The organism is Shimia sp. (genome assembly GCF_049116215.1).
Lineage (GTDB): Bacteria > Pseudomonadota > Alphaproteobacteria > Rhodobacterales > Rhodobacteraceae > Shimia.
Genome location: NZ_JAGDZB010000001.1, coordinates 388,958 through 407,336, shown reverse-complemented (window position 1 = coordinate 407,336; position 18,379 = coordinate 388,958). Strand labels below are relative to the sequence as shown.

Annotated in this window: 7 protein-coding genes; all 7 read right to left on the bottom strand. The window is 61.8% G+C overall.

The window, feature by feature from the left end:
* Positions 1-14: 14 nt before the first annotated feature.
* Positions 15-749 carry a 4'-phosphopantetheinyl transferase family protein gene (locus JXR15_RS01960; RefSeq protein WP_422051560.1) on the bottom strand — a complete coding sequence of 245 codons (735 nt, stop codon included), beginning with the start codon at positions 747-749 and terminating at the stop codon, positions 15-17.
* A complete protein-coding gene (locus JXR15_RS01955) occupies positions 746-5,407 on the bottom strand; it encodes a MupA/Atu3671 family FMN-dependent luciferase-like monooxygenase (protein WP_422051559.1) in 4,662 nt (1,553 codons plus the stop codon). Before JXR15_RS01955 ends, JXR15_RS01960 begins: the two co-directional genes overlap by 4 nt.
* Entirely contained in the window at positions 5,404-6,414 is a 1,011-nt protein-coding gene (locus JXR15_RS01950; protein ID WP_422051558.1) for a glycosyltransferase family 2 protein, read from the bottom strand. Before JXR15_RS01950 ends, JXR15_RS01955 begins: the two co-directional genes overlap by 4 nt.
* The gene (locus JXR15_RS01945) at positions 6,411-12,845 is read right to left on the bottom strand and encodes a type I polyketide synthase (RefSeq protein WP_422051557.1); all 6,435 of its coding nucleotides are present in this window, start codon (positions 12,843-12,845) and stop codon (positions 6,411-6,413) included. The genes JXR15_RS01950 and JXR15_RS01945 overlap by 4 nt, the downstream gene beginning before the upstream one ends.
* 98 nt (positions 12,846-12,943) lie before the next feature.
* Positions 12,944-14,311, bottom strand: coding sequence for an oligosaccharide flippase family protein (locus JXR15_RS01940; RefSeq protein ID WP_422051556.1), 1,368 nt, complete (start codon positions 14,309-14,311; stop codon positions 12,944-12,946).
* Positions 14,308-15,132, bottom strand: a complete 825-nt coding sequence (locus tag JXR15_RS01935) for a glycosyltransferase family 2 protein (protein ID WP_422051555.1) — start codon at positions 15,130-15,132, stop codon at positions 14,308-14,310. The genes JXR15_RS01940 and JXR15_RS01935 overlap by 4 nt, the downstream gene beginning before the upstream one ends.
* Before the next feature lie 94 nt (positions 15,133-15,226).
* Positions 15,227-18,199, bottom strand: coding sequence for a calcium-binding protein (locus JXR15_RS01930; RefSeq protein ID WP_422051554.1), 2,973 nt, complete (start codon positions 18,197-18,199; stop codon positions 15,227-15,229).
* Positions 18,200-18,379 lie beyond the last annotated feature (180 nt).

Sequence of the window (18,379 nt, the reverse complement as noted above, 5' to 3'; positions counted from 1 at the left end):
ACAAGCGAATGTGGTTATCCCGTGGCGCAAACCGGAAAATCTGCGTTTTCCATGCCAGCTTGCGCGCCCAACGTGACCATCGCCAACACATGCCCGCCACCGGAGCCACACTGACCAGACAGCACGGTGCCTTCCGGAACCTCGCCGACGGTTTGCATAAACCGTGCGGTGAAGCCTGTGCCGCGCACATTGAGCGTGATCTGAATGGCGTCAAAGCCAAACAGCGTTTGGGTCAGGGGGTATTGCGCCTTATAGACGGCCTCCTTGGCGCAAAACAGACGCCGCGCCATCAGCGCCCGGCGTGTGGCAGGCACCTCCATCAACCAGGCGCGTTCCTGCGGCAGGCAGATCTCGGCGGTCAGATCGTCATGTAACGGCGCATCCGGTTCCACATCGACACCCAGCGCGCGGAAGTGGCCGTCTGCTCCGACAATGGCCACACAGCTGGTGGCGTCATGGGTGATGGAACCGGTCAGACCATTGGGCCACTGCGGCGCGCGATCCGGACGTGTGGGGACCGCCTGTTCCGGCACCCCCAAAGACTGCATTGCCAACCGCGCGGCTTGACGGCCAGCGGCAAACTCGCGCCGCCGCTTGGGCACAGCGCGGGCAATGGCCGGGGCTTCCTGTGGCCAGACCACAGCCACGCCACGCGCGGGATCTGTCACAGCCACCGCGACCTGGGGCGGGGCAATGCGCTCCGCCAGAGATTTTAGGGCCACAAGATGCTGGTTTGGCGACAGGGTCACGTGCGAGTCCTCCGGCGCGCACGCATGGCACGGCGTTTGCTCATGGTCTCGGACCGGCTTTGCGCCTGTTCTGCGGCCTCTTCGGTGGCCTTGGCTTCCGGTGCGTCGGCGGGTTTGGGATTGCCCGTCAGCTCCTGCACGCGGCCTGCCAAAGCGTTGAGCGTTGGGAAGCGGAACACATCGGTGATTGACAGCTTCGCCGCGCCGGACCGTGCCCGGATTTCCCGGTGGGCCTGTACAGCCAGCAGGCTATGCCCGCCCAGATCAAAGAAGTTGTCTGTGGCGACCACTTCGCGCACGCCCAGCACCTCGGCCCACACATCCGCGACCAGTTTGGCAATATCGCCACCCGCTGCCGCAGGCGTCGTCGGTGCCGCAGCCTCCACTCTGGGCGTGGTGATTTTGCGGGTTTCTTCGGGCCGTGGCAGCGCCTTGCGGTCGACCTTTTTGTTCGGCGTGAGCGGGAAGTCTTTCAGCGTCACATAGTGCTGCGGCCGCATGAAACTTGGCAGGTGCTCCCGCAACTTCGTGCGAATGTCCGCCTCTGTAGGCACATCGCCGCGCAGATAGGCCACCAGCCGCACGTCGCCCTCCGTGTCTTCACGCGCCATGACCACCGCTTGCGCCACCCCGGGCACCTCTTCCAGCCGGGTTTCAATTTCACCCAGCTCAATGCGATAGCCGCGCAGCTTCACCTGATGATCCACACGTCCAAGGAAGTCGAGTTTGCCATCCGCGCGCCAGCGTACGAGATCGCCGGTCTTGTATAACCGGCCTTCACCAAACGGGTTGGCCACAAACCGCTCCGCCGTCAGTTCTTCGCGCCGCCAATAGCCACGGGTCACCCCTGCGCCGCCGACCAGCAACTCGCCAGCCACGCCCACCGGCACCGGCGCGCCGCTTTCGTCGACCACATAAACTTGGGTGTTGGCAATCGGATCACCGATGTTGGCGACGCCCTCGCTGGCATCCGCCATCGACGTGGTTGACCAGATGGTGGTTTCGGTTGGGCCATACATATTCTGAACCTTGGCACCGCTGGCCGCGTTCAGATCGGCCACCAGACTGCCCGAGAGCGCCTCGCCGCCCACCATCATTTGCTGCACGCCCGACAGCGCAAACCGCGCCTCTTCGTTGTCGGTCAGCAGCCGCGCCATCGACGGGGTGCACTGCATATGGCTGACCTCATGCCGGATCATCTGCGCCGCTATCGACACATCCTCTGGGTCCAACTCGCCGCCCTCATTGGCGCGCTTGAGCACCTCGGCCAGCGGCTTCAGCCCCTCCAAAACAGTCGCGCTGTCGATGCCATAATCGATCAGACAGGCAATCTCGGTCACACCAATACGCTTGACCTGCTCCACCCGATCCAAAGCATCTTCCACCGTGCCAAACAGCCCGCTGTCCTCAAAATACCGCAGGAAGGCAAAGTCGAGGATTTCTTCCAACTCGTCCCCGCTCAGAATGCCGAGGTCCAGCTCAAAGGCGTTGTTCACACCGTCGGGTTTCTTGAACGCCGGGAAAGCCCAGGCGTAGCTTTTGATCAAGCCAGCCGCCGCGCGCAGGTAATCCTTCATTGGTTCGCGGGCAATCTCGCGGGCTTTTTCCCGGTCTTCGGCCAGGAAGCTGTGCAGCATCAACGTGACGGTGAAGTCATCCGGGTTGTGTCCCGCCTCGCGCAGCGCATCATGATACAGCGCGATCTTTGCGCCCACTTCTTCCACACTCTGGCCCAGTAGGTGGGTCAGCACGTTACAGCCATTGCGCCCCGCGTCTTTCCAGGTCTCCGGATTGCCCGCCGTGGTCACCCACAAGGGCAGCTCTTTGGAAACCGGACGCGGTTGCGTGAGCACGGCATGCATGGAGCCGTCTTTCTTGGCAAATTCGACCTCTTCACCACGCCAGAGTTTCCGTAGGTCGTCCATCTGCTCAAACATCACATCGCGATTGCGCGGCGGGGTGTTTTCGGGCCGCAGCACGAAATCATCTGGCTGCCAGCCACTGGCAATCGCAAGGCCAGCGCGCCCGTTGGTGAGATTGTCGATCACTGCCCATTCTTCCGCGATGCGCGCGGTGTGGTGCAGCGGCGAGACGCAGGACCCGGCGCGCACGCCAATCTTTTTGGTCACAGCTGCGACGGCCGCACCGGTCACCGACGGGTTGGGGTAGGGGCCGCCAAAGGCGTGGAAATGCCGCTCCGGCGTCCAGACCGCGCAGAACCCATGGGCGTCGGCAAACTTCGCGCCTTCCAGCAACAACTCGTATTTCTTGGAGCCCTGACCATCGTCATTGCCCCAGTAATAGATCGAGAAATCCATGCCACCCGCCGTGGCCGGCAGGCGTCCACCTGAAATCTGCGTGGTGGTTTCATCGCCTGACAGCACCAGCTTGAGACCACGCGACAGGGTCCAGAACAGTTCTAGCACCGAAATGTCAAAGGACAGCGAGGTGACCGCCATCCAGCTGTCGCCTGCCTCATAGGGTATGCACGCGTCCATTCCAGCAAAGAAGTTGGCGACATTGCCGTGCTCGACCATCACGCCTTTGGGGGTGCCGGTGGAGCCGGAGGTGTAGATCAGATAGGCGAGGTCGTCGCCGGATACGATGGCCTCTGGATCGTCCGCCGAGGCCGTCGACAGGCGCGCGTCGGTGTCCATCTCCAGCACCTGCGCGCTGTGGTCAGGCAAGTCGCGGGTGAGCGCCGCTTGGGTCACAATCACACCTGCGCCACTGTCGCTGATGTAATGTGCCAAACGGTCGGCAGGATAGGCCGGGTCCATCGGCACATAAGCCCCTCCGGCTTTCAGGATCGCCAGAGCGGCCACCACCAGATCGGGCGAGCGACGCAGGCAGAGACCTACCAGCGCCCCACGGGTCACACCCATGTCGCGCAATACATGCGCGGCGCGGTTGGCGCGGGCGTTCAGATCTGCGTAACTCAGCACCTCATGCTCAAACACCAGAGCCGGAGCATCCGGCGTCTTGGCAACCTGCGCCTCAAACTGTGCCGCCATGGTGAAGTCCGGGTCAAACGGCGCCTCGGTGGCGTTCCAGGTGGTCAACACCTCGGCGCGCTCTGCCTCTGGCAGCACATCCAGATCCGCCACATTGGCCGCTGTGCCAATCTGCGCACAGATCAACTCCAACCGCGCCGCCAAACGGGCGGCGTGTTCTGGAGACAGCCGCGCCGCATCAAAGTGCAGCACCGCGCCGGTTGCGCCAATCGCCACGGTCATCGCCGCGCCCTCAATAGGTCCGGCCAAACCGCCGGTTGTGATTGCCAAGTCGGGCATGGTTGGCGCAGATAGGGCAGGGTCGCGCGCGATCAGGTCACTGGCAAAGCTGCCTTTGGCATCAGCTTGTGCCACGCGCTCGGCCATCGCCGTGTTGGCCTCGGCCACCGTGTCATGCAGCAGTTCCGCGCCCACACGCAGCGGCACCCATGGGGAAATCAGCCCGGCGGCTTGCGGATGCGCCGCGCCGCGATAGGCCACATCACAGACCTCCGGAAGGCCTGACCGCAGCGCCCAAATGGCGACCGCGGTCAGGATACTCTTGGAGGGAGTCTCGGAAATCTCAAGCGGCAGTTGCCGCAAATCGGCCAGATCACCTGCGCCACGGATCAGCGGAAGCGTGGCTGGAACAAACTCCGCCAAACGCGCGCGCCAGAAGGGCTCGGCTTTGGCAATGGGGGTCATGGTGGCGGTCAGCGCCTCGCTGGCGGCCTTGTCCAGCAGCGGCAGGCGCTCGCCTGCGCGGATCACATGGTTGGCGGTCTCTTCCTGACCGGTTACATCGGACAAGCCACTCAGCACAACCGCGCCACGTCCACAGGCCACGGTCACGCTCGCCTCACCCACGGCCAGCACTGCGCCCGGTTCCCCCCGGCCTGCGCTTTCGGCCACTTCGGCAGAGGTCACCAACAACACCCGTCCGGCGGCGACCATCTTGGGGGCAAACAGCGGGTTGAAGTAGTCCCCATGATCCAGCGCGCGCACCAGCGCCACCACATCCTGCGCATCACGGCGGAAATCAATCCGACCGGCGGCCTCGGGCCGTTTGGCGCGGCCAAAATAGCTGCGCTGGCTCATGTCCTGCGCCCGCACATTGGCGAGGTCTTCGCCTAACGCGCGCATCACATCCGGGAAACTTTCGATGGCGGCGGCATAGCATTTGGTGTTCAGCGTCAGGGCGGTGTCGGCCTGCCCAATGTCAAACATGCGCTGGGCGACAATCTCACCGGTGTCCGCGCCCACTTCCATCTTGTGCCAGGTGATACCGTGGCGCGGCTCCTGCGCCATGCGCGCCCAGACCGGCGCATTCAAACCGGCGTAGCGCGGCAACGGCCCGTCATGAAAGTTCACCGCGCCTTTGGCGGGCAGCTTCAGCACCGTGTCTGACAACATGTCCAAGTTGGCGACACTCAACAGCCAGTCAAACCGCTCCCCCAGCAGTTCAGCCGCAATGTCGCTGTCGGATGATATCACCCGCAGCCCAGCTTCGGTGGCCCAGTCGCGGATCTCTGGCGCGCGCGTGACCACAGCGGTCAGCGTGTTGCCAGTGTCGAGCCACAACGTGGCGCATTGGATCAGCAGGCTTTCGTTGCCAATCATCACGGCAGACATCGGGGCGGTGTTGGTAAAACTATCAAGGCTCATGAGGAGGCCTCCTTGCGAACAGTCAAAGTGGGGATTTTGGACGGTTCGCGCTGCGTCCGGACGAAAAGAGATTTTATGTAGTGGGTGATCAGATCGCGTAGGAAATGATCCGGATCCCGCTTAGGTTTGCCGCCAATCACAAGGCGCAGTTTCCACAGACAACTGCCAAGGACATGTGCCGACGTGGCGGCAAAGGCGGTCGCACCACCATGGTTTTTACGGAAGTAGTGCAGGCGGCTGTCAAACCAGTATTGCGGCATGCGTTGCCAGGTTTTCATGCCGGTAGACACCGACCCGATATGGGTCACGGAGCTCGAGCGCACATAATCCGTATGCCATCCCGCGCGCTGCGCACGCAGGCAAAGGTCGGTTTCTTCAAAGTAGAGAAAGAACGTCTCGTCAAAGAGGCCAATCTGTTCCAGCACTTCGCGCCGCATCATCATGGACGCCCCCGCCAGCCAATCCACTCGCGTTGTTTCCGCCGGGATGGGCAGGGGAACGATATGTGAGTGCAACGTACGGCTGATCAGGCCGACCCGCGCCGCGCCTTCCAGCTCGCTGCCAATCGAATGGAAGCGAAAGGCGGTCAGGTGCGGTTCGTTATCTTCGCCATGAATATAGCTGCCCGCAAAGCCGCAAGTGGGCATCTGCGCCATATGGTCCAACAACGCCGTGATGCTGCCCGCGTCGGGGAAGGCGTCGGAATTCAGGATGTAGACAAAGTCATAATCCCGCCGCGCCAAGCCATGGCGGATGCCAAAGTTGTTGCCCGCGCCAAAACCGCCATTGCGGCCCGACTGCACCACCTCCACGCGGCCTTCAGCCCACTCCGCCTCAGCAATGTCCGCCGTCATGGCCTCAAGCGAGCCATCGCCGCTGTCGTTGTCGACAATCACAATCTGCCCGTCGATGCCCGCCATCTCCCGCGCCGCCGCCGCGGCCGCTTTCAGCGTCATCTCCGGCGTGCGCCAGTTCAGGATCACGGTCAAAAGGGAAGGCGCACTCATTCTGCCGCCCTCCGCGCCACGCGTTTGGGCAGGTCTTTCTCCGCCGCCGCAATCACCTTTTTCATACGGGTTGCTAGCACCCGCACATTGGGCTCCAACACCATACTGTCATGATCGCCCGGGACCTCAAACACCTGCACATCCGGCACCCAACGTTGCCAGTCGTTGTCGTGGAATACATAGGCGCGGTCACCGTCCACCAGACGCCCGTCACCCATGTCCCATTTGCCCACCAACGGTGGACGGAACAGCACCAGATTTCCGGCCCAAGCGTGCATCGGATACTGCGCCACAGCCCTTAGGAAAGCCGCTTCGATCTCGGCGTCATGGAACTGCTGCCCCTGCGCCTCACCTTCGGTTTCCTCACTCGGGCGACGTTTTTCGATTTCCCAGGCAATGCGGTTTTTGGCCCAGATCAGTGGATAAGCTGCGCCTTTGGACTTCAGCTCCTGCATCTGGATGCGCATCCGGTCCTGTCGCGACAACGGGCGGCGCACCGGCAGAGGCGTGTCGAGCATCGCCACCAGCGCGACCTCGTCGCCCATCGCTTCCAATTGACGTGCAATCTCATAAGCGGTGATACCGCCCCCAGAGAAACCACCCAACAGGTAAGGGCCCTCTGGCTGCACCTGTTTCATCTCCGTGATGTAGTCGGTGGCCGCCTCGACCAGATCATCATGCGGCGCCGCATCGCCAAACAGACCTCGCGCTTGCAGGCCATAAAACTGCCGGTCCGCGCCAATCAGATGTGCCAGATGGCGCAGGTTCAACACATTGCCAAACATGCCCGCGACCAGAAAGAACGGCGTGCGATGCCCGCCTTCGCCCCGATGCATCGGCACCAAATGCGTGAAGCGGCTTTGCGGCCGCGCCTCTGCCTCCACAGGGGCCTCCCCAGTTGCGTCGCCCCCCAAGGCCGTGTCACCGACCCGCTCCGCAATCATCGCGGCGCAGGTTTCAATGGTGGGCGCCTCAAACAGCACCGAAATCGGGAACTCAATTGCCCAGGCCTTTTTGACCATGGCAAACAGACGCACAGCGATCAGGCTGTGCCCGCCAAGGTCAAAGAAACTGTCGCGGATGCCAACCTGCTCCACGCCCAACAGATCTTGCCAAAATCCTGCCAAGGTGCGCTGAATATCGGTTTCCGGCGCGACATAATCGGTTTCCAACTCAGGCCGCTCAAAGCTCTGGCTTGGCCCGTTGTCCTCATCCGCGCCCGCCTCGGCCTGTGCAATCAGGGCTGCCAAATCAAGCGAGGAGATCACCACCTGCGAACGGCTCCCGCGCAGCGCGGCTTCAAACAGATCGGCGCCCATTTCCGGCGGAATGCCTTGGGACAGATTGTGCGCCAGTCGCTCTTCGGCGGCGGACAGCGGTGCTTGCGCCTGCGCGTCTTCGTCAAAGGTGACTTCTGCCTTGCTCAACGGTTGCGCCTTGGCAAAGCCCGCAGCGGTTTCCACTTGCCGTAACGACAGGCCTTTGACCTCAATGCTCACCGCGCCATTGGCATCAGATAGCACCACGTCAAACCGGGCGGAGCCGGCATCGCTGCTGCCTTCCACCAAAGTTACGTGGCTCATCACTTCGGCAGGCAACTCCCTGTGGCGCAGCAGCCGATCATAGCCCACTGGCACCCACAAGTGCCCCTGTGCATAGCCAGGGATCAGGTCCATGGCCCAGCCGGTGGCGATGTCCAGCAGGCCAGGGTGCAGTTGCAACCCGTCGCCGTCAAATTGCGCATCCAGGCTCAACCGCGCGAGGCCTTGTTGCGCCCCAAGCGCAGTTTCGCGCAGCACTTTCCAACGCGGGCCAAAGCGCATGTGCGCCTCTTGTGGGGCGCTCAAGGCGGCGCCAAACCCGTTTTGCTGCACCGGACAGTTCGCCTTGAGCGCCTCCAGATCCAGCGCCGCCGGAGCACCGGACCGCACCGGCGCCAGCCGTGCTTCGGCGTGGGTTTGCCAGCCGGGGCGGCCATCAAAGCTCACCGCTGTTTGCACCTCAATCCGATAGCCTTCATCCGAGCGGATCAAGCGTAGGCGCATTTCTGTGCCGTTGTCATTCGCGCGCATCGGGCGCAGGAACAGCAGGTCATGGATCGCGAAGGGCGCGGTTTCGCCCTGCGCTTTCAAGGCTTCATAGGCGAGCGCAATGTATCCGGTGCCGGGCATGACCGCGTCGCCATCCAGCGTGCGGTGTTCCTCCAAGATCCAGTCTTTGGCAGACAGGCTCGCCGCGAAAATCCGGTTGCCCTGCGCGTCAAATCCGGCGCCTTGCAGCAGCGGGTTGTCAATCGCTTCGGTCGGCACATCAGCCACATGACTCTGCCGTGCCGCAACCGCTTCGGCGGCCATACCAACCTCGGCCCAAAGACCCCAGTTGATCGCCCGCACGCGGGTTTTGTCGTTTTGACGCGATTGGGCGTAAGCGTTCTGATAGGCGTTGGCGGCGACATAGTCGATTTGCCCCGCAGGTGCGGTGGCTGTGGAAGACGACGCAAACAACACCAGCCAATCAAGGCTGCCATCCGGGAACAGTTGCTCCAACACCTGCGTGCCGTGCAGTTTGGGTGCCAGCACATCGTCGATGCCTGCCGAGGTTTTTGCCAGCAGCGGTCCATCATCGATCACACCTGCGGCGTGGATCGCGCCGTTGACGGTGCCAAAAGCCGCGCGCGCGGCCTCTATGGCCTCTGCCATTTCATCCACGTTACACACGTCCGCCGCCAGCGGCAACACTCTGCCACCGAGGCTTTCCAGCCGCTCCACCGCGCGGATGCGCTGTGCCACACGATCATGCGGAGCATGGCCGCGCAGGTAATCGGCCCAGCTGTCACGCGCAGGCAAGCCATCGCGCGCCAAAAGCACCACATTGGCCTTGGCGTCTTTGATCATACGCTCCGCCAGCGTCAGGCCAATGCCGCCAAAGCCACCGGTGATCAGGTAGGTGCCGCCGTCTTTGAAAACCGGAAACTCCGTGCCATCCATCGCCACTTTGCGATAGCCGCGCTCAAACCGTTTTTCACCCCGCCAGGCCGCGATCTGCCCCCGAGGGGCGGCCAGGATGTCTTCGAGCAGTTTGTCCACTAGCCCATCGCGCGCCTTTTTCGCAGGCGGCTCCACATCCAGCAGGGCGCAAGTCACGCCGGGCAATTCGCGGCCAATCACCTGCACCGCGCCTAACACGGTGGATTTCTCCGGATAGGGTAGCGCCTCTTTGCGCACCTGCACCGCGCCGGAACTCACGGCGGTGATGTGCAAAGGTGTGGGTAGGTTTTCATCACTCACCGCTTGCGCGAGGAAAAACAGGCTCATCAGCCCTTGTTCCTGATTGCGGTGGAAGAAACTCGATCCGGGACGATGGCTTTCGTCCTCGGTCAGCAGCCACATATGCACAATGCGATCCGGCACGCGGCCTTTGCTCATCAAACTGTGGATCAGCGCGTCATAGCCGTCGCGCCCGCGTTCGGGGGCCAGTGCGTAGCTGTCCGGCCCGGTCTCGGCAAAGGCGTCGCCGGTGGTCACGGTGACCACATCTTGGCCCGCGTCGCGCAGACGCTTGGCCAGCGCCGCGCCGGTGCCGCCTTGATCGACAAAGATCAGCCAGCTGTGCTTTTCGGCGTCGCTTAACTCGCTTTCAACATCAATCTCACATTCGGCGAGGCGAGGCGTCCAGACCGGTGCATAGCTCCAATCGGCCGTGTCCTCGAGCCGCATCAGCAACTCGTCTTGCGCCTCAATCTGACCCTGACCCGGCTCAATGAAATAGCGGCTGCGTTGGAAGGCATAAGACGGCAGCACCACCTTCTGGCGCGGCACGTCGCCCCAATATTGGCCAAAGTCCACGTCCACGCCACAGGCCCAAAGCTGGCCCAACACGGTGAGGAAATAAGCATCATCGCCAATGTCATCTTCAGGGTGGCGCAGCGAAGACAGCACCTTGTTCGCCTTCACTTGCCCATGCATTTTCACAAGCGATGACAGCGCCTTGCCCGGGCCCACTTCGAGATACACCCGCCCGCTTTCCTGCGCGAGGGTGGTGATGTCGTCGGCAAAGAACACGGTGTTGCGCAGGTGGCCCACCCAATAGTCGGGATCGGTCGCTTCGCTGTCGAGCAACGTGGCGCCCGTGCGGTTGGAAATGATCGGCAGGCTCGGCGCGTGAAGCTGAATTGTGCGGAGATAGTCTCCGAACCGCCCCAAAATCGGCTCCAACATCCGCGAATGTGCAGCGATGTTGATTGGTACGCGCTGCGTCTCAATCTCCTGATCCGCCAGTTGGGTCGCCAATGCATCCAGTGCCGCATCCGGCCCGGACACCACGGTCAGCGCGGGGGCATTCACCGAGGCAATATCAATCTCTTCGCTCAGGTGCGTTTCCACTTCGGCCAGTGGCAGCGGAATCGACAACATCCCGCCCGCAGGCACCGTGTCAAACAGCTGCCCACGCAGCTGCACCAACCCGAGACAATCCTCAAAGGACATCACTCCGGCCAGACAGGCGGCGGTGTTTTCCCCCATGGAATGGCCCACCAGCGCGGCAGGTGTCACGCCCCAGCTCATCCAAAGCTGCGCCAGCGCGTATTCCACCATCATGATCAGCGGCAGTTGCAGGCTGGGTTGTTTCAGCCTTTCCTCAGCGTCGTCCAACGCCTCCCCTTCGGCCAGCCAAAGCGCGCGCAACTCCTCGCCTCCTTTGCCCGCCAGATGGGCAAAACCGCGCTCCATCCACTCTTCAAACACCGGCTCGGTCTCAAACAGATCGCGGCCCATGCCGACATACTGCGCCCCGCCGCCGGGGAACATGAAGACAACTTCCGGCGCCTCGGCCTCAGCCGTGTGGGTACACACCCGCCGAAGGTTGCCGCTCTCCAAATACTCCGCAGCCTGCTCGTGGCTGTCTGCCACAACTACACGCCGTTTCTCAAACGCCCGCCGCCCGTTCAGCAACGTATGCGCCACATCGGCCAGCGGCTGCTCCGGATTGGCTCGAAGATGCGCCGCAAGATTGGCCGCATTGGCATCCAGCGCCTTGGTCGAGCGGCCAGACACCGCAATCAGTTGAAACGGCCAGTCGCTCTCTTGGCTCTCCGCCCGCACCGCCGCTTCTTCCACAACCACATGCGCGTTGGTGCCGCCCACGCCCAGGCTGTTCACGCCGGCACGACGCGGCCCCTTGTGGCTCTCCCAACCGCGCAAACTGGCGTTCACCGCAAACGGGCTGCTCTCAAAATCAATTGCCGGATTGGGCTTCTCAAATCCAAGGCTTGGCGGCATCTCTTTGTGGTGCAGCGCCAAAGATGTCTTGATCAGGCTGGCCGCGCCAGCCGCCGTGTCCAAATGGCCAATGTTGGTTTTCACCGAGCCAATGCGACAGAAGCCGGTCTCTTCGGTGGTCTCACGGAATGCCTCGGTCAAAGCCGCGACCTCAATTGGGTCACCCAAATAGGTTCCGGTCCCATGGCACTCGATGTAATCCACCGTGTCCGCAGGCACATCGGCAATCGCCAGCGCATCCGCCACCGCCGCCGCCTGTCCGCCCACAGAAGGCGCGAGATAGCCTGCCTTATCCGAGCCGTCATTGTTGACCGCAGAGCCTTTGATCACCGCCCAGATGTGATCGCCCTCGGCAATCGCATCTTCCAGCCGTCGCAACACCACAACCCCAGCGCCAGAGCCAAACACAGTCCCCTGCGCGCGGTGGTCAAAGGCATGGCACTCGCCGTCCGGAGACAGGATCTCACCATCCTCAAACACATAACCCCGCCCATGGGGCAGCTCGAGGGTCACACCACCAGCCAGCGCCATGTCACATTCGCCATTCAGGATCGACTGCGCCGCATAATGCACCGCCACCAGCGACGTGGAGCAGGCGGTCTGCAACCCAAGGCTTGGCCCATTCAAATCCAGAATGTGGCTCAACCGCGTGGTCATGAAGTCCTTGTCGTTGCCCGTATGGCGCAACAAGAACATGCCGGTGCTGTCCACCAGATCGCGGTTGGAGCAGATGTTGAAATAGAAATAGCTGCCCATGCCGCAGCCGCCAAACACCCCAATTGGCCCGCCAAAGTTCTCCGGCATGTGGCCCGCGTTCTCCAAGGCCTCCCAACTCACCTCCAGAAACTGGCGGTGCTGCGGGTCCATGATCGCGGCCTCTTTCGGGGACAGCCCAAAAAACTCCGCGTCAAAATCGGCAAACCCATCCACCGTCGCGGCAGCAGGCACATAGTTGCGATGCGCCATCTTGGCTCGGCTCTCGCCATTGGCCAGCAATTCTTCGTCTGAAAGCTTGCGGATCGAACGAATACCATTGCGCAGGTTGTGCCAATACTGATCAATCCCACCCGCGCCGGGCAAGTGGGCCGCCATGCCCACAATTGCAATATCCGTCTCAGCGACCGGTTTGTCCGTCGGGCTTGTCACCACATCCACCTGCTATTCTTTTACGCCTTCATCGGCCCCCTTTTGAAGCGAGGACTCTTACACTTGGCTTAAAGATAGAATCCCATCGGTCCAGTAGGAAGGTGAAATCAGGGCAAATTGAGGGCAGAAAGCTTAACAATCGCGCTCTGATGTAGCCAAAGGGCGAGGCCACCTATGCCAATGCCAATGGCCCAAAACACTGCATCATGGCGCCCGTCCCAGGCGTCATGCGCCCGCGCCAGCCACACTACCGCCGGATAGGCCAGAACCATCGCCAACCCCTGTCCCAGCAACGCGCCGGTGAGGCCATATTGGCTTGCCCCGATCATCAGGCCAGCCATCATCAAGACGGCCCGTGTGGCGGCCAGCATAAAGAACCCGCGGCTGTCACCCGCGGCCAAAGCGGCCTGATCGTAAGTCAGGGCAATTAGCTGCGGGATTTGCATCACCGCCAGAAGCACCACCACGCCACCGGCCAGCGCATAGCGAGGGTCATAGAGCGCGGCGACCAGCCAGACGCCGATCAGGGAAAACAGCGTCAAAATCCCCATCAACCCACCGCTCAAAAGCATGCGTATCTTGTGCAATTTAGCGCGGTTTTCAGCGCTCTCGCTTGGGGGCTTCTCGCGGTAAATCGGGATCATGATCCGTCGCATCAACATCCCGCCCAGCAGCAGCGGGAAGGACGCCAGGAAGTAACCGATGTTATAAACCCCAAGCGCGCCAAGGCTGAGGTGCTTGCCCAGCACAATTTTGTCGCCTTGGGACAGCAGGAAGCCGGCGGCGGTGGAGAGGAAAATCCACTTGCCAAAGTGAATCAATTCTCCGGCGGCGGGCTTGTCCCAGCGCGGCGTGTTGATCGCGCCAGGAAGGAAAATATAATAGAAAATCAACTGCATGACCGTGGTGGTCACCGCATTCGCGACCAAGGCCCAAACCGAGCCGGTGGTCCAGGCAATGGCCACACCGACCACCAATCCAATCACCTGCGCAGACAGGTCGATCATTGTAATCCGGCCCAGCGCAAGGTGCCGGTTGGCGCTGTCCTTTTTGGTGGGGAACAGCCCCATGATCAACAGGGTCAGGCCGACCACCGGCAGGATCTCCGCCAGCTCCGGTGCGTCATAAAACGCCGCCGCTGGTACAGCCAAAGCCCATGTCAGGATCAGTAGGAAGACCCCGCGCAACACCTGGATCGACCAGGCGGTGTCAAGGAAGGCGCGATCTTCGCCGCGTTTGCTTTGCAGTATCGACTGGGTCACGCCCATATCCGACAGGTTGGACAGCCCCTGCAGGAAAACCCACACAAGGCTCATCAGGCCAAAAGCCTCCGGGAAGAGCAGCCGTGTGAGGATAAGGTTGGAGGCCAGTCGCAGCGCTTGTGACCCGCCATAGCCCAAGATGGTCCAGCCGCCACTGCGAATGGCGCGGGCGGCAAGTGAGTTGCCCTGCGTGAGGTTCCTGAGGCGGCTCATCTGCCGCGTTCCCAAGAACCAGAGTTTTGCGGCACACGCTTCACCACAATCGAGACCGCCGCATAAACTGCGAATCCCAACGGGTCGCGCACCATCATGGTTAGTTTTCTGCCTAAACTGAGCGTGAATTTATCGTCGTTTTTGAGCAGCTCCGGAAACCGTGCCTTTATTTCGTCTACTCCGGCGTTCTGACGCCGCCGCACTTTTACCAAAGCGGCGAAACCCTCGACCAGCGGCCAGTCATAGCCCGCTGCGGTGCCGATGCGCTCTTCTGGCGAAAAGTTCAGGCGCACAAAAGTGTCATCCGAAATGATACCGGGAAACTCCTGCCAACGCGCGCGACCGGCAGCGTTCACCGCAAACAATCCTGCGCCGGGAACACCGTGGGTGATGAAAGGCACTTTGCTGTAAGTGCGCGCATAGGCCCGCGTGGCCCATGTTTTGGCGTGTGAGAGCCGCAAATTGCCGCTGGCATATCGGGGGGCATCCGTGTTCAGCGCCTCGGCGATCTGTCCCATTAGGGCGGGGTCAACCAGAACATCAGCATCCAGATAAGCCCGGTTGCCAAAGCTGGCGGATGCGTCGGCGGCGTTGAGCGCGCCCATTTTGCCCAAAGCGGGCAGGTCCAGAACTGTGAGGGTCCAGCCTTTGTCCTCTGCTTGCGTGCGGAAGCCTTCGGCAATCTGCGCCGTGTCGTCATCACAGCCATTGGCCGCCACCACAATCTGTGCCACCTCCGGCCCGTCAGAGGCCAAAACCGCCTCCAAACAAGGGCCGATATGGGCGGCCTCATTGTTGGCCGGAATGAGAATGCTCAGCACGGAAATGGCTCGCCTCTGACGTCACGTTTGGCGCAACCTATCAGATCGGCGCAGGTCGGGGCAGGGGGATTTCCCCTTTCACATCAACCCTGTGTCACAAAAGCCCGCTCAGCGGCAGCACCAGCGCAGGGGCGTCTTCAAAGGCCACGGCCTCTATCTCGGTTAGCAGATAGCTGCGCCCGTCCGCCACTGCCTGCACCTGCGCGCCCTCGCGGCTGAATTCATACTCGCTCTGTGTCCCCGGCAAAATCGCCCGATCCGTGCCTGGCCCGCCATGCAGCAGATCCCCTGGTCCCCGCGCCACCAGCACATCATTGCCGCCCATGCCCAACAGCACATCGCGCTTGCCGGTGCCTTCCAACCGGTTGGTGTCGTCATCACCCAGGTAAATTCCGCCGTGCAGGAAAGTATCCTCGGCACGGTCTTCGCTCCAATGTGGTCCCGTGAGGTTATAATCCATCAGCACATCATGTCGGGGCGTTTTGTCGCCCAAATACCGCAGATGTCCCCAACTGCCCCATTTGCTCGGCTTGCCCACATCGGTAAACGCATTGAAGCTCTGCCCGCCCAAACTGCGCCAGCTTGCCAGCAGCTCTTCATACATCGCGCCCATCTCGGCGCTGGTGCTGAATTCTGTAAAAAACGCCGTCAGCGCCGCGTCATTGGCCTCAACACCCACGCCCACCGCATGGTTACCGCCTTCATACATCACCAGTTTCAGACCGTTCTTGCGCGCCACATTCCGATGATACGGCAGCAGCTTCCCGGTCAGCTCTTTCAACTCACCCTCGCGCAACCAGTCCGCCGCCTGCGCCGCCACGCCGTCATGCGCGTGGTCGTCCACAAAAGCCGTCAGCGCCGCCCTTTGCAGCCCCTCTGACGCGCCTGCAGTCTCAGCCTTCTTACGCGCGTCCTCCAGCCAGCCCCGAAGCGCCTGCGCACCCTCGTTTTCCAGCCCAAGCGTGACGCCAAAATAGCCAGTCACGCCATAGGCCTCAAACAAACTCACCGGCGCCGGATTGCCCTCCGCTTGCCACAGTGGTGCCTGCAAAAGCCCCTCTTCAAAACCCGGCCAGCCTGTGTGCGTGGCAATCACCCGTGTCAGCCGTCTCTCGGCCGCGTCGCCATAAACCTCGCCCCAAATGCGCGCCATCTCCGCCGCGCGCATCCCGGCAAACTGCATCTGCACGTCTTGGCCTTTGCCCCAACGCGCTTCGCCCTCTTTCAAGGCCCATTGCGCCTGCTCAAAGCCCCAGTTCCACATCTCATTGGAATATTCTACATGGGCGTTGAGCGCCGCATCCAGATGGTCGTGAACATAGCTGGCAAAGGCGGTCAGATAGCCCTCACCCGCCAGATGCGGCATGGTGAACCACGGGTCCGCGCCAATCTCATTGGCCAGCCGCACCATCAGTTCCACCGGCACCCCGCGCCAGCCATATGTGAAGTCGCTCTGCAAAGGCCGGCCGTCCCAGCCGGACTGGGTGGAGCCATTGGTCTTCATCCAATCCATAAACCGCACCATGCGCAGGTCGTCGACCACGTTGAGCCAGGCCGGATTAAACACCGCGCCAGCCTCCGCGAGCACTATGTAAGACTGCGCCATCACCTGAATGTCGCGCACATAATCGCCGGTCATATCCGGGTCCGGCTGGCGGATCTTGATCCCCACCGGCCCTTCGCCCGGCGTGAAGTCAAACCAGATTTCGCCCGGCGCTTTGGAGGTCACCCGCGCGCGACCAGTAAGCTCGATTTCCCCCGTGCCTTGCCACGTCACCCGATACCGCCCCGCTAAGCCGCTGGCCTCCTCGGGCAAGTCCGTCAGGATCAGCGCCTCGACCGACTCGATGTCCTCCGGCACGCCCCAGACCCAGCCTTCCGCGTCCAGCAAGCCACGCGCATCCAGCTCTTCAAAGCTCACCCCGCCCCATTGGCTGGGCAGATGCCCGACCCAAGGTCGCGCGGTTTTCATCACGTTGATAAACGGCTGCTGCGTTGACCAATCGCTGATCCCGCTCAGCCCCATGGCCAGCGCCGGATCGGCCAGCCCAAGCCCGGCTAGCTGCGGCGCATCTCCGTCTGGCGTGCGAAAGGGCACACCGGACGGCACCTCCCGGGCCGCCGCTTGCTGCAAAGGTTTCAACACCAGCCGGTGGATTTCATCACGCACGGCTTCCCAATAGGTGCGCACATCCGCATGGATGCTCTCCGGAATATCCAGCACCAAAGGCAGCTCCGCCTCATAGAGGCTCACATAAGTGATCGCGGCGGCCAGGAAATAGGTGGTCGGTGTGCCATGGGGCGCATCGTCGGTGTAAAACACCTCCGCGTCCAACCCATCCAGAACGCCGCCTTCAATCAGTTCCGCCAAAGTGCTGGCCACCGGGATCAGGTCAATCTCCGCATCCGGTCGGGCGTCGCGCAGCGCGTCGACGTAGTCCTCAAACCACTCATGGTAGTCGCCGCTGTTGAACCGCTGATACTTGCGCATCTGCCGCGCGCTGGGCGGGAAGTTTTTGACCTGACTGCCCATATCGGCCCAGCCTTCGTAGATCGCAATACGCACAGGCCCCACGGCACTCTGCATGTTGTCGATCACCTCCAGCGTGGTCGATAGGGGTGAGGCATTGTCCGGGTTGTCGCCATGGAAGGCCTTGTCGGCGGCCTGATACTGAATGAAGTTCGCCGGGGTGACCACAATGGTGTCCCAGTCCACATCGGCAAAATTGCGATAGTCGCGCGTCCAGCCTCGGGTCACATCTTTGAACCGCCATCCGGCGCTGGGTGTCTCGCTCTTGGCAAAATCGCGCAGAAAGCCCCATTGCCCGTCCAGCTTTAACGTCGTGCCAGCCGCCACTGCCATCTGACTTAGCCAATGTGGCACGGCGGTTTCATCGGTGTCGGTCAGGTGATGCACCAGACTGTTGCCAAACACATAAACCGTCTGCGGGGCAGGGGGCTCTGTGGTTTGGGCTGCGTCCTGAGCGGCGGCGATCTGCGCCGTTAGCAAAAGGGGGACCGCCGCAAAAGCTGCCCCAAGTCTCTGTTTCAAGGTCTTTGTGAACACGTGTCGCGTCCTCCTGGCCTGTGGTTGGGTCCAATATGGGCGATTTAAGGGGCTGTTCAAAGGGGATTGCTCGGGAATAGGGACCTAGGGTTAAGGTTGAACGAACTACGTAGTCTTACCACCTTGTCCGCAGTTGCGGCAAAAAGGCACTCTAGGATGTAGATTGGGCAGTTTCGGAGG

Bases quoted from the DNA above. Each gene is read 5' to 3' on its own strand.
- JXR15_RS01955 (WP_422051559.1), bottom strand. From the start codon at position 5,407: ATGAGCCTTGATAGTTTTACCAACACCGCCCCGATGTCTGCCGTGATG.
- JXR15_RS01950 (WP_422051558.1), bottom strand. From the start codon at position 6,414: ATGAGTGCGCCTTCCCTTTTGACCGTGATCCTGAACTGGCGCACGCCG.
- JXR15_RS01940 (WP_422051556.1), bottom strand. From the start codon at position 14,311: ATGAGCCGCCTCAGGAACCTCACGCAGGGCAACTCACTTGCCGCCCGC.